Annotated in this window: 9 protein-coding genes; 7 read left to right on the top strand and 2 right to left on the bottom strand. The window is 70.5% G+C overall.

All coding sequences use genetic code 11. The annotated features are described in order from the left end of the window. The first annotated feature begins 126 nt into the window (after window positions 1–126). From OHB49_RS22010 to OHB49_RS21980, 7 genes are all read left to right on the top strand, one after another. Window positions 127–978 (top strand): M24 family metallopeptidase, encoded by an 852-nt coding sequence (locus OHB49_RS22010; RefSeq protein WP_329162382.1) that lies wholly within the window; start codon window positions 127–129, stop codon window positions 976–978. Then, the gene (locus OHB49_RS22005; RefSeq protein WP_329162380.1) at window positions 975–2,756 is read left to right on the top strand and encodes an SDR family oxidoreductase; all 1,782 of its coding nucleotides are present in this window, start codon (window positions 975–977) and stop codon (window positions 2,754–2,756) included. Before OHB49_RS22010 ends, OHB49_RS22005 begins: the two co-directional genes overlap by 4 nt. Window positions 2,757–2,776: 20 nt before the next feature. Beyond that, window positions 2,777–3,727: a MerR family transcriptional regulator gene (locus OHB49_RS22000; protein ID WP_329162378.1), complete on the top strand. Its 951-nt coding sequence runs from the start codon at window positions 2,777–2,779 to the stop codon at window positions 3,725–3,727. Window positions 3,728–3,874: 147 nt separating this feature from the next. Further along, window positions 3,875–4,417, top strand: a complete 543-nt coding sequence (locus OHB49_RS21995; RefSeq protein ID WP_030973840.1) for an RNA 2'-phosphotransferase — start codon at window positions 3,875–3,877, stop codon at window positions 4,415–4,417. A gap of 91 nt (window positions 4,418–4,508) precedes the next feature. Then, window positions 4,509–4,964, top strand: coding sequence for a hypothetical protein (locus OHB49_RS21990; RefSeq protein WP_329162375.1), 456 nt, complete (start codon window positions 4,509–4,511; stop codon window positions 4,962–4,964). Between the two features lie 38 nt (window positions 4,965–5,002). After that, the gene (locus OHB49_RS21985) at window positions 5,003–5,911 is read left to right on the top strand and encodes an LLM class flavin-dependent oxidoreductase (protein ID WP_443079550.1); all 909 of its coding nucleotides are present in this window, start codon (window positions 5,003–5,005) and stop codon (window positions 5,909–5,911) included. 190 nt (window positions 5,912–6,101) lie between these two features. Further along, the gene (locus OHB49_RS21980) at window positions 6,102–6,968 is read left to right on the top strand and encodes a Cof-type HAD-IIB family hydrolase (RefSeq protein WP_329162372.1); all 867 of its coding nucleotides are present in this window, start codon (window positions 6,102–6,104) and stop codon (window positions 6,966–6,968) included. Window positions 6,969–7,017: 49 nt separating this feature from the next. On the opposite strand, the gene OHB49_RS21975 is transcribed toward OHB49_RS21980, so the two are convergent. Both OHB49_RS21975 and cydD read right to left on the bottom strand, forming a co-directional pair. Continuing rightward, window positions 7,018–8,724 (bottom strand): sensor histidine kinase, encoded by a 1,707-nt coding sequence (locus OHB49_RS21975; RefSeq protein WP_329162370.1) that lies wholly within the window; start codon window positions 8,722–8,724, stop codon window positions 7,018–7,020. 94 nt (window positions 8,725–8,818) lie between these two features. Continuing rightward, window positions 8,819–12,367 (bottom strand): thiol reductant ABC exporter subunit CydD, encoded by a 3,549-nt coding sequence (cydD, locus tag OHB49_RS21970; RefSeq protein WP_329162369.1) that lies wholly within the window; start codon window positions 12,365–12,367, stop codon window positions 8,819–8,821. Between the last annotated feature and the right edge of the window lie 70 nt (window positions 12,368–12,437).

Here is a 12,437-nt window from a genome sequence, read left to right as displayed (position 1 = left end):
TGCGGGGTGCTCGTGGAGTTGTCCACAGGTCTGCGCACGCCCCTTGACGTAGCCGCCGGGCATTGTCACATTCATCAGTGTCACGTTACGAGCACGTACCGCACACGGCATGGGACGGACGGTGGCATGGCCTCACCGGTGAAGGACGCAACGGCCCCGGAACTCCAGGGGTTCAGAGAGGTGCAGCGCCTCGCGTACGCATGCGCGGAGGCGGTCGCCGCCAGGCTCGAACCGGGTGTGACGGAGCGCGAGGCGGCCCGGATGCAGCGGGAGTGGCTGCGCGAGCGCGGGGTGCGGGACTGGTTCCATCTCCCGTTCGCCTGGTTCGGGGACCGTACGGCGTTCGCCGGTTTCAAGGTGCCGCTGCAGTTCTTCCCGACCAACCGGAAGCTGGAGCCGGGGATGCCGTTCATCCTCGACATGGCTCCGGTGCACAAGGGGTTCACGGCGGACATCGGATACTCCGGCTGCCTCGGGCTCAACCCGCTGCACGACAAGCTCCTCGCCGATCTGGAAGCCCACCGCGCGCTGCTTCTGGGCGAGGTGCGCGAGCGGCGTTCTCTGCGCGAGATCTATGAGGACGTCGAGCGCCTGATGATCAGGCAGGGGTATGCCAACAGGCATCGCGCGTACCCCTTCGGAGTCATCGCCCACAAGATCGACCGGGTCGCCGAACGCCGTTGGTCCCCGCGTGTCTTCGGGTTCGGCACGCAGTCGCTCAAGGGGCTGGTCAGCGATGCACTGCACGGGCACCGGGACGGCTGGTCGCCGCTGTGGAGCCCGTACAGCTTCTCCGACCATCCGCCGCAGCCGGGGCTGTGGGCGGTCGAGCCCCATCTCGGATTCCGGGGCACAGGCGCCAAGTTCGAGGAGATCCTGGTCGTCACCGACTCCAAGGACCCCGAGCAGAGCGCCTTCTGGCTGGACGACGATCTGCCGCATGTGCGGCGCTGGGCCGAGGAAAGGGTGGCGGCGTGAGTCTTCAGGATGTGCCGGGGATCCGCGAACGCCGGGTAAGTACCGGCGGGATCGAGTTGTGCGTTGCCGAGCTGGGCGACGAGACGCGTCCCACGGTCGTGCTCGTGCACGGCTACCCGGACAGCAAGGAGGTCTGGACGCAGGTCGCGGAGCAGCTGGCCGAGCAGTGGCATGTCGTGCTGTACGACGTGCGCGGACACGGCCGGTCGACGGCGCCGAAGCCGCTGCGCGGCGGGTTCACGCTGGAGAAGTTGACCGACGACTTCCTGGCCGTGGCCGACGCGGTGAGCCCGGACCGGGCAGTGCATCTGGTCGGACACGACTGGGGTTCGGTCCAGTCGTGGGAGTTCGCGACGGTCAAGCGCACCGAGGGCCGGATCGCTTCCTTCACTTCGATGTCGGGTCCCTCCCTGGACCACTTCGGGCACTGGATCAAGCAGCGGATGTCCCGGCCCACCCCGCGCCGGGTCGGCCAGCTGCTCGGCCAGGGCGCCAAGTCCTGGTACGTGTACATGCTGCACACTCCGGTGCTGCCGGAGCTTGCCTGGCGCGGTCCCCTCGGCAAGCGGTGGCCCCGGATACTGCAGCGGCTGGAGAGCGTGCCCGCAGGCGACTACCCGACGCCTTCCCTGCCGGACGACGCGGCGCACGGCGCCTGGCTCTACCGCGACAACGTCCGTGCCCGGCTGCGCAGGCCGCGTGACGACGCTTTCGCACATGTGCCGGTCCAGCTGATCACACCGACCGGTGACATTTTCCTTTCGGAGCGGCTCTACGACCAACTGGAGCTGTGGGCACCGCAGCTGGTGCGGCGCACCCTGCCGGCCAAGCACTGGGTGCCACGCACCCGGCCGGACCAGCTGGCTTCCTGGATCAGCGAGTTCGTGTCCGGCATCGAGTCGGCCCAGGAGGACGGGCGGCCGCTCCAGGCCCCCGCACCGACCGGGGCGCACGCGGACCGGTTCGGCGGGCAGCTGGTGCTGGTGACGGGCGCGGCCGGCGGTATCGGACGGGCCACCGCGTTCGCCTTCGCCGAGGCCGGCGCCCGGGTGGTGGCCGTGGACCGGGACGCGGAAGGGGCGGCCAGAACGGCCGAGATGGCCCGTCTGATCGGGTCCCCCGCGGCCTGGGGCGAGGTGGTCGACGTCAGCGACGAGCAGGCGATGGAGAAGCTCGCCGAGAAGGTCGCCGCCGAGTACGGCGTCGTCGACGTCCTGGTCAACAACGCCGGGATCGGGCTGTCGGGCTCCTTTCTGGAGACCACGAGCGAGGACTGGAAGAACGTCCTCGACGTCAATCTGTGGGGAGTCATCCACGGCTGCCGGATCTTCGGTAAGCAGATGGCCGAGCGTGGCCAGGGCGGCCATATCGTCAACACCGCGTCCGCCGCCGCGTATCAGCCGTCCCGGGCGCTGCCCGCGTACAGCACCTCCAAGGCGGCCGTGCTGATGCTCAGCGAGTGCCTGCGGGCCGAACTGGCCGAGCGCTCGATCGGGGTCAGCGCGATCTGCCCCGGTGTCGTGAACACCAACATCACTGCGACGGCGCGCTTCGCCGGGGCCGACGCCGCCGAGGAGAAACGGCTGCAGCAGCGGACCGGCCGGCTGTACGGGCTGCGCAACTACCCTCCGGAGAAGGTCGCCGACGCGATCATCGAGGCCGTGGTGCACAACCGGGCCGTGGTGCCGGTGACACCGGAGGCCCGCGCCGCCCGGTTCCTGTCCAGGTTCAGCCCCGGAGCGCTGCGCGGGATCGCCCGGCTGAAGCCGCCGCTGTGAGCGGGCGGGGAACGTCGGCGGTGACGAGCCGGTCCGCCGCCGAATACCGGATCGAGGACCTGGCGCATGCGAGCGGCGCCACGGTCCGCACGATCCGGGCCTACCAGGACCGGGGACTGCTGCCGACACCGGAGCGGCGCGGCCGGGCCAATGTGTACGGGGACACACATCTTGCCCGGCTCCGGCAGATCGCCGACCTGCTGGACCGCGGTTACACGCTGGCCAGCATCAAGGAACTGCTGGAGGCGTGGGACGCGGGCCGCGGCCTCGGCGGGGTGCTCGGGCTCGTCGCCGAGGTGCATGGGCCCTGGACGGACGAACAGGCCGACCGGATCTCCCGGGACGAGCTGAACAGGAGATTCGGCGGTGCGCAGGACGACCAGGCGGTCGCCGAGGCGGTCGAGCTCGGCGTGCTCGAGCCGATCCCGGGCCGGCCCGACGAATTTCTGGTGCCGAGTCCACAAGAGCTTTCGGTAGCTGTCGAGTTGCACGGAGCCGGCGTACCGCTGACAGCAATCTCCGGTCATCTGAGGGAGCTTCGCGGTCAGGTCGAACACATCGCCGCGCGTTTCCTGGAGTTCACCACGGAGCACGTGTTCGCGCGTTACCTCGGCCATCGCCCACCGACGGACGCCGATGCCGTCGAAGCCGCAGAGCTTGTGCGGCGACTTCGCCCGCTCGCCCAGCAGACGGTCGATGCGGAACTGGCGCGCGCCATGCGGACGTTCGCCACCCGCCATCTACAGCATCACCTCGGCGCGGATACGCCGCTCGGCTCGGCTCCCTCTGCAGGAGAGCCCCGCCCCGTCCTGCTGCCGCCGGACACACTAGGGGCGGTTCAACAGCTTGTTGGGCCGCAGAACGTCGCGGCTTTCGTCGCGGCTGCCGCCGAACGCGAGGTACAGGCACGGACATTGGATACACTTACCGCATCACATGCCAAATTCAGGCAAGTTGATCAAATGGATTGATTACGCCGTGACTTGTCCACAGAATCGTCAAATCGCCTGTGGATAAACCAAGTTGGCTGTGGATCAAACCTGTGGGTGAAAATCGCTGGTCTGAATCCTGAGCAAATCCGGATGCGCCGACGAGATCGTCACGGGCACTCTTGCGGGATGGATGAAAGACGCACCGTCAAGGTGTCCAAATACCTTTCGAAACACCTGCGGCATCAACCGGAGCGGATCGGCATCACTCTCGATGCGAACGGCTGGGTGTCGATCGACGAGCTGCTCCGCGCCACGGCCCGGCACGACTTCCCCATCACCCGGGCCGAGCTCGACCATGTCGTCGCGGTCAACGACAAACAGCGTTACGCCATCGAAGGCGACCGCATCCGTGCGAGCCAGGGCCATACCGTCCCGGTGGACCTCGATCTGCCGCCGGTCGAGCCGCCCGCGTACCTCTACCACGGCACGGTGGGTCGCGCCCTGGACGCGATCCGCGCGGAGGGGCTGCGCCCCATGAACCGACGCCACGTCCACCTGTCGTCCGACCGCGAGACGGCGACCCGTGTCGGCGCCCGGCGCGGCCGGCCTGTCGTCCTCTCCGTGGACGCGGCCGCGATGCACCGAGCGGGTCATGTCTTCTACGTCAGCGCGAACGGGGTCTGGCTGACAGAGGCGGTTCCGCCCGAGTTCCTGCGCTTCCCCGGCTGAACCCGAACGGCCCCGGCCGGGTCCGATCGCCCCCGCCCCCCACCACGCCGACCCACCGCACCGACTCGGCGGCACCGGCATGATCGTGAGCATGGACCGTCCCCACTTCGCCAGCACCGAAGCCGTAGTCGTGGCGATCCGCGAGGTCGCCCGCGAATTCGGCCTGGAGGTGCGGACCACAGATGACATCGGCGCCGACCAGGTCTCCCGGCGTACCTCCGCCGGCGCCTTCTCGGTCACCGATCCGGACGGCTCGCTGCCGCACGAAGCCTTCGTCGAGCTGAGCGGCTTCCCGGCCGTCACCGTTCAGGTCTTCCCTGACGACGACGCGAAGATCACTGTCGACGGCATCGAGTTCCCCGACGTCCCACGCGACTCCGTGCCCGCCTTCCTGCGGTCGGTCCACACCGGGATGGCCCATGTGAAGGGCACAGTCTTCCCGCCCGGATGGTGGCTGATGGTGCCGCTGCCAGGCGACGAGACCTACAAGGAGCTCGTGCCGCGCGGAACCCTGTCGCCCTGGCTCAGCCGCAGCGTCCGTCGTTAGGGCTGTCGTGGGTTTTTTGTCCGCTGCACGTCCACCGTATGGTCGTAGGTATGCGTCTGAGCACTGTAATTCTGCCGATCCACCGCTGGAGCGACGGCCGGAAGATCTGGCAGCGCGCCGAGGAGCTGGGGTTCCACGCCGCGTACACATATGACCACCTGGCCTGGCGGACCTTCCGCGACGGACCGTGGTTCGGCGCGATTCCGACCCTGACCGCCGCGGCCGCCGTCACCGAGCGGCTGCGTCTGGGCACCCTTGTCACGTCCCCCAACTTCCGGCACCCGGTGACCTTGGCCAAGGACCTCATCACGCTGGACGACGTCTCCGCCGGACGCATCACCCTCGGTATCGGCGCAGGCGGCAACGGTTTCGACGCAACGACGCTGCGTGGGAGCGACGAAGAACCGTGGACCCCGCGCGAACGGGCGGACCACTTCGCCGAGTTCGTGCCGCTGCTCGACCGGCTGCTGCGGGAGCCGTCGGTCACGCACGAGGGCGAGCTCTACGTGGCGAACGAGGCGCGGAACATCCCCGGTTGTGTGCAGCGGCCGCGGCTGCCCTTCGCGGTGGCCGCCACCGGGCCGCGCGGGCTGAGGCTCGCCGCACAGTACGGCGAGGCATGGGTCACCACCGGAGACCCCAAGCTGTTCGAGACGGGCACCCCGGAGCAGTCCGTGGAGGCCATTCGCGGGCAGATCACCAAGCTCGGCACGGCCTGCGAGGCCGTCGGCCGGGATGTGGCCGAGCTGGACAAGATCCTGCTCACCGGCTTCACCCCGGACCGCCCGCTGGAGTCCCTCGACGCGTTCGTGGACTTCGCGGGCTCCCACTTCGAGCTGGGCTTCACGGAGATCGTCATCCACACGCCGATCGCGGACTCCGACTTCGCGGCGGACGAGAAGGTCTTCGAGCGGATCGCCACGGAGGGCCTGTCCCAGCTCGGCTGACCCACGCCTGCCGCCCGCCGACCGCGATACCCGCCGCCCGCTGGCCGGCACACCCGCTGCCGACAGCGCGACAGCGGCCCGCCGGATCCTCTGGCATATGCCTCAGACATGTTCCCCAGCTCAGGGGCGCGCATCCTCAAATGCGCGCCCCTCCGCACACCCGTGCGCTCCCGTACGCGAGAATGGCTGAGTGACCTCAGCTATCGATTCGCCTCTGCCTGCCGCCCCCCGGCTGATTGCAACCGATCTGGACGGCACTCTGCTGCGCGACGACAAAACCGTCTCGGACCGCACAATCGCGGCACTCGCCGCGGCCGAGGAGGCCGGGATCGAGGTCTTCTTCGTCACCGGCCGACCGGCCCGCTGGATGGATGTCGTCAGCGCCCACGTCCACGGCCACGGTCTGGCGATCTGCGCGAACGGCGCCGCGGTCGCCGATCTGCACGCGGGCGGCAAGCTGGTCGAGGTCAGGCCGCTGGAACGCGATATCGCCCTCGATGTCGTCCACACCCTGCGTGTGGCCGCCCCCGGCACCTCGTTCGCCGTCGAGCTGACCACCGGCATCCACTACGAACCGTCCTACCCGCCGTTCCACTTCGACCCGGGCGCCACCGTCGCCATCGCCGAGAAGCTGCTCCACGAAGAGGTGCGCGGTACAGGAGCCCCCGTTCTGAAGCTCCTCGCGCACCACGCAGAACTGGCACCGGACGAATTCCTCGAAGTGGCTCGCACCGCGGCCGGTGACCGGGCGTCCTTCACCCGGTCCAGCCCCACGGCCCTGCTGGAAGTCAGCGGTCCCGGCGTCTCCAAGGCCAGCACGCTGGCACTCTGCTGCGCCGAGCGCGGCATCTCGCCCGCCGAGGTCGTCGCCTTCGGGGACATGCCGAACGACGTGCAGATGCTGAGCTGGGCGGGCACCTCGTACGCGATGGGCAACGCCCACCCCGCAGCGCTGGCCGCTGCCTCCGGCCGGACCGTCACCAACAACGAGGACGGTGTCGCGGTCGTCATCGAGCGGCTCGTCGCCGAGCGCCGGAAGCACCGTAGCGAAGGCTGAAAACGCCCGCCGATCACCCCGAGGCCGCCCGAACCCCGAAAGGCGGCCGTCACAGCGGTGCCTCCCACACCACCGTCGTGCCGCCCCCGTCGTCAGCGATTCCCGGCCCGAACCAGCTCGCCCCACCCAGCGATTCCGCCCGGCGCGCCAGGTTCCGCAGCCCGCTGCGCCGGCCGCCCTCCGGGATGCCCACCCCGTCGTCGGCGACCGACAGACGTACCGCGTCGCGTCCGTCGGGCAGCGTGGCGGTCGCATCGACGACCACGTCGATGCGGGACGCCCCGGCATGCCGGAAGGCGTTCGACAACGCCTCCCGCAACGCCGCGATCAGGTTCTTGCCGGTCAGCTCGCCGACCAGTGAGTCGACCGGGCCGAGGAAGCGGTGCGACGGTTTGAAGCCGAGGGGGACGGCCGCCATGTTGATCTCGCGCAGGACGCGGGTGCGCAGCCCGGCCGGCGCCTCGGCCGGTTCCTGCTGCAGCGCGAAGATCGCGGTACGGATCTCCTGAATGGTCACGTCCAGCTCGTCGACCGCCCGGCCGACACCGGTCTGCACCTCCGGCACCACCGACCGGCGCTGGGCGCTCTCCAGCATCATCCCGGTGGCGAACAGCCGCTGGATGACGAGATCGTGCAGGTCACGGGCGATCCGGTCACGGTCCTCATAGACTGCGAGCCGCTCCCGATCCCGCTGCGCCTCGGCCATCATCAGCGCGAGTGCGGCCTGCGAGGCGAACTGTGTGGCCAGGGTCCGTTCCGTTTCGGTGAACGGCCGGTCGCCCCGGGCTCGCGGGGTGGCGAGTGCGCCGAGCACCCGTCCGCCGCTGTGCAGCGGCAGCAGCATGCTCGGGCCGAACCGGTGGGCAAGACGGGTGACCATGCGGAAGTCGGTGGCCGAGTCGTCTGTGAAGACCGCCTCACCGGCCAGCAGCTTCGCCACCACCGGACTCTCCGGGCCGATGATCAACCCGAGCGGGGCGGACGGCTCGTCGGCGGAGACGGCGACGACCTCCAGCCCACCCCCCTCGGCCGGAAGGAGCACGATCCCCGCGGCGGAGGCAGCGAGGTGGCGGGCCTGTTCCGCGACGACGGTGAGGGCGTCGTCGGCGTCCCCGCCGGAGAGCAGCGCGGTGGTCACGGCCACCGATCCGTCGATCCACCGCTCGCGCTGGCGTGCCGCCTCGTACAGCCGGGCGTTGCCGATGGCGATCCCGGCCTCCGTGGCGAGCACCCGAACCAGGTGCAGGTCGTAGTCGGTGAACTCGCCCCCGCCGTCCTTCTCGGCCAGATAGAGATTGCCGAAGATCTCGCCCTGCACCCGGATCGGGACGCCGAGGAAGGTCCGCATCGGGGGATGGCCCGGGGGAAATCCGGCGAACCTCGGATCGGCCGTCAGATCGGCGAGCTTCACGGGGGCCGGGTCGTGGAGCAGTGCACCGAGGAGTCCACGGTGTCCATCGGGCCGGTGCCCGATCGCGGCTTCCACCTCTGTCGATACTCCGTGTGTGAGGAAGTCGGAGAGCCCCTTGCCCCCCTCGTCGGCGACGCCGATGGCGGCGTAGGCGGCGTGGGCGAGATCGGCGGCGGTCTCGCAGATCCGATCGAGGGTGGAGTGCAGTTCGAGCCCGGTGCCGACGGAGCGCATCGCTTCCAGCAGTTGCGGGACGCGGGCGGTGAGCTCGGTGGACAGGCCCTGCAGACCGCGGGTCGCCTGCGTTGCGGCTTCGAGTGAGTCCTTCGGGTCCTGCTCTGCCATACCCAGAGCCTAGTTAGTCCTATTTAGGGAGGAAAGTGGACTGATGGGTCCTGCGGACCGATCCGGGGGCCGCCGCCCGTCTTCCACGCCCGTTCTACGCCCGCGCGGCGCTGTCCGGCACTCGATCCGCCTCCCGCACGGTCTCCCGTTCGCGTTCCAGCATCCGGCGCAGCGGTCCGTCCGCCGCCGCGAGAGCGGCATACGGACCACGCTGCACGATCCTGCCTGCGTCCATCACCAGCACCTCGTCGACCGCTTCGAGCCCCGTCAGTCGGTGGGTGATCAGGACTGTCGTACGGCCCCGGGTCGCGACCAGCAGATCCGCGGTCAGTGCGTCCGCCGTCGCCAGGTCGAGATGCTCGGCAGGCTCGTCCAGAACGAGAACGGGGAAGCCGGCGAGGAGCGCCCGGGCCAGCGCGAGCCGCTGGCGCTGACCGCCGGAGAGGCGCGCTCCGTGCTCGCCGACGAGGGTGTCGAGCCCGTCGGGCAGCGCTTCTGCCCAGTCCAGCAGCCGCGCCCGGGCGAGGGCGGCCCGCAGCTCGTCGTCCGTTGCGACGGTGCGGGCCAGCCGCAGGTTCTCCCGGATGGAGCTGTCGAAGACATGCGCGTCCTGGGCACAGAGCCCGACGAACCGCCGGACGGTGTCCCCGTCCAGCGCCGAGGCGTCCACACCACCGATCCGGTACGTCCCCGCCCGCGCGTCCAGGAAGCGGAGCAGGACCTGCGCGAGGGTGGTCTTCCCGGAGCCCGAAGTGCCGACGACCGCGATGCGCCGGCCTGCGGTCAGCGTCAGGTCGACGGAGTCCAGGGCGTCCCGCGACGCTCCCGCGTAGCGGGCCGTCACCCCCCGTACCTCCAGCGGGAAAGGTGTCGCGGGGGTCTCGGCCGGGATCGCGGGCTCGTGCACCGGCACCGGGGCGTCCAGCACCTCGTACACCCGCTCCGCGCTCCGCTTGACCCGCTGCCGGTACTGCACGGCGAGTGGCAGACCGGTGACGGCCTCGAAGGCGGCAAGCGGGGTGAGCACCACCACCGCGAGCTCCACGCCCGCCAGCCGTCCGTCGTGAACCGCCGGGACGGCGACGAGTGCGGCGGCGACGACAGTGAGGCCGCAGATCAGGGCCGACAGGCCGCCGCCCAGTGCGGTGGCCGTCGCCGCACGTGACGCGATCCGGGTCAGGACGGTGTCGGCCTCCCGCGTCCTCTCCTTGCGCGCGGGCAAGGCGCCCGCGACGGTCAGTTCGGCGGTCCCACTGAGCAGATCGGTGATCCGGGTGGCCAGATCGGCCCGCGCGGGCGCCAGTTGGCGTTCCGCACGACGGGCACAGGCGCCACTCACGAGCGGCACCCCGACCCCGGCCAGCAACAGTCCGAAGGCGAGCACGACACCAGCCTGAGGCAGCAGCCAGCCGGTGAACCCGGCTGCCGCCGCTCCCACCACGACCGCGGTCCAGGCAGGCAGCAGCCACCGCAGCCAGTAGTCCTGCAGCGCGTCCACGTCGGCGACGAGCCGGGACAGCAGATCCCCGCGCCGCGTCCGGCCCAGTCCGGCCGGCGTGATGCGCTCCAGTCCGCGGTACACGGCGACGCGCAGCTCGGCGAGCATCTTCAGCACAGCGTCGTGCGAGACGAGACGCTCGGCGTAGCGGAACACGGCGCGCCCGAGCCCGAAGGCGCGGGTCGCTGTCACGGCGACCATCAGATAGAGCACCGGGGGCTGTTCGGAGGCGCGGGAGATCAACCAGCCGGAGACGGCCATGAGTCCGACGGCCGACCCCAGAGCGAGACTGCTCAGCACCAGTGCGAGCGCCAGCTGTCCGCGCTGTGCCCCTGCGGCCTCACGGACCCGGGCGAGCACCTGTCCGGACCGGGTCACGGTCTGCCGCAGCGCCTCGGTCTCCTGCCCGGCTTCGTACGTGTCCCGGTTCCCGGAGCCGTCCGCGCGCGGCTGCCTGGGCACCACGGCCGCCGCCTCGCCCGGCACCGTTGCCCACTGCCGTTCCGGTGCCGCACCGGGGTCCAGCACCACCACGCGGTCGGCGACCGAGAGCAGCGCCGGACGGTGCACGACCAGTAGCACGGTCCGCCCCGCCGCCAGCCTCCGTACCGCCTCGACGATCCCCGCCTCCGTCTCGCCGTCCAGGCTCGCGGTCGGCTCGTCGAGCAACAGGAGCGGCCGGTCGGCGAGGAACGCCCGCGCGAGCGCGAGCCGCTGCCGCTGACCGGCGGAGAGTCCCGCACCGTCCTCGCCGAGGAGCGTCTGCGCGCCGTCGGGCAGTTCCGCCACGAAGTCGTGCGCCCCCGCGTCCCGCAGCGCCGCCGTCACCGCGCTGTCGTCCGCGTCCGGCCGGGCCAGCCGTACGTTCTCCGCGATCGTGCCCGCGAAGAGCTGGGGGCGCTGCGGCACCCAGGCGATCCGTTCCCGCCAGCGCTCGGGCGCGAGCGTCGCCAGATCGACGCCGCCGACCCGTATCCGCCCCTCGTCGGGCGCCTTGAACCCCAGCACCACATTGAGCAGCGTGGACTTCCCGACACCGCTCGGGCCGACCAGGGCGACGGTCTCTCCCTCGTCCACCACCAGCGAGGCCCCGTCGAGCGAAGGTTCGGCACGGCCCTCGTGCCGGACGGTCACCCTTTCCAGCTCCAGCCGCAGCGACGGCGGGACGTCCGCCGTACCGCCCGCTCGCGGCTCGGTCTCCAGAATCGCGAAGATCTCCTCCGCGGCCGAGAGCCCCTCGGCTGCCGCGTGGTACTGCGCTCCGACCTGACGGATCGGCAGATAGGCCTCGGGTGCGAGGATCAGCACCACCAGGCCGGTGTAGAGGTCGAGTTCACCGTGCACGAGCCGCATGCCGATGGTGACGGCGACCAGTGCCACCGACAGGGTGGCGAGGAGCTCCAGGGCGAAGGACGACAGAAAGGCGATCCGCAGGGTCCGCAGGGTGGCCCTGCGGTACTGCGAGGTGATGGTGCGGATGGACTCGGCCTGGGCCTTGGCACGGCCGAAGACCTTCAGCGTCGGCAGTCCGGCGACCACGTCGAGGAAGTGTCCGGAGAGTCGCGAGAGCAGCTGCCACTGGCGGTCCATCCGGGACTGGGTGGCCCAGCCGATCAGGATCATGAAGAGCGGGATGAGCGGCAGCGTGACCACGATGATCGCCGCTGAGACCCAGTCCTCGGTGACGATCCTGGCGAGGACTGCCACCGGAACGACCACCGCGAGTCCGAGCTGCGGCAGATAGCGCGCGAAGTAGTCGTCGAGCGCGTCTACACCGCGCGTGGCGAGCGCCACCAGGGAGCCGGTGCGCTGGCCGCTCAGCCAGTCCGGTCCGAGCGCCGCCGCCCGGTCGAGCAGCCGGCGGCGGAGCTCGGACTTGACCGCCGCGCTGGCCCGGTAGGCGGCCAGTTCGGTCAGCCAGGAGACCAGCCCGCGGCCGAGCGCGACCGCCACAAGCAGGATCAGCGGGGTGCGCAGCCCGGGAACGGTGAGCCCGTCCTCGAACCCGCCCACCACCACCTCGGCGATGAGCATGGCCTGGGTGATGACCAGTGCAGCCCCGACCGTTCCGAGTGCCACCACGGCCGCCAGGAAGAGCCGGGTCGCGCGGGCGTAACGGAGCAGACGCGGGTCGATCGGTTTCACGTGAAACAGCCCCCAGAGAGCTCGTTCGGTGGACCGGGGCGGGAGAAGGGCCGGGACCCTTCTCCCGCCC

This window comes from Streptomyces sp. NBC_01717, assembly GCF_036248255.1.
GTDB lineage: Bacteria > Actinomycetota > Actinomycetes > Streptomycetales > Streptomycetaceae > Streptomyces.
This window is presented reverse-complemented; position numbering and strand designations above follow the sequence as displayed.

Excerpts from the sequence above, each read along its gene's own strand:
- OHB49_RS22010 (WP_329162382.1), top strand. The coding sequence starts at position 127 with ATGGCCTCACCGGTGAAGGACGCAACGGCCCCGGAACTCCAGGGGTTC.
- OHB49_RS21995 (WP_030973840.1), top strand. The coding sequence starts at position 3,875 with ATGGATGAAAGACGCACCGTCAAGGTGTCCAAATACCTTTCGAAACAC.
- OHB49_RS21990 (WP_329162375.1), top strand. The coding sequence starts at position 4,509 with ATGGACCGTCCCCACTTCGCCAGCACCGAAGCCGTAGTCGTGGCGATC.
- OHB49_RS21985 (WP_443079550.1), top strand. The coding sequence starts at position 5,003 with ATGGTCGTAGGTATGCGTCTGAGCACTGTAATTCTGCCGATCCACCGC.
- OHB49_RS21975 (WP_329162370.1), bottom strand. The coding sequence starts at position 8,724 with ATGGCAGAGCAGGACCCGAAGGACTCACTCGAAGCCGCAACGCAGGCG.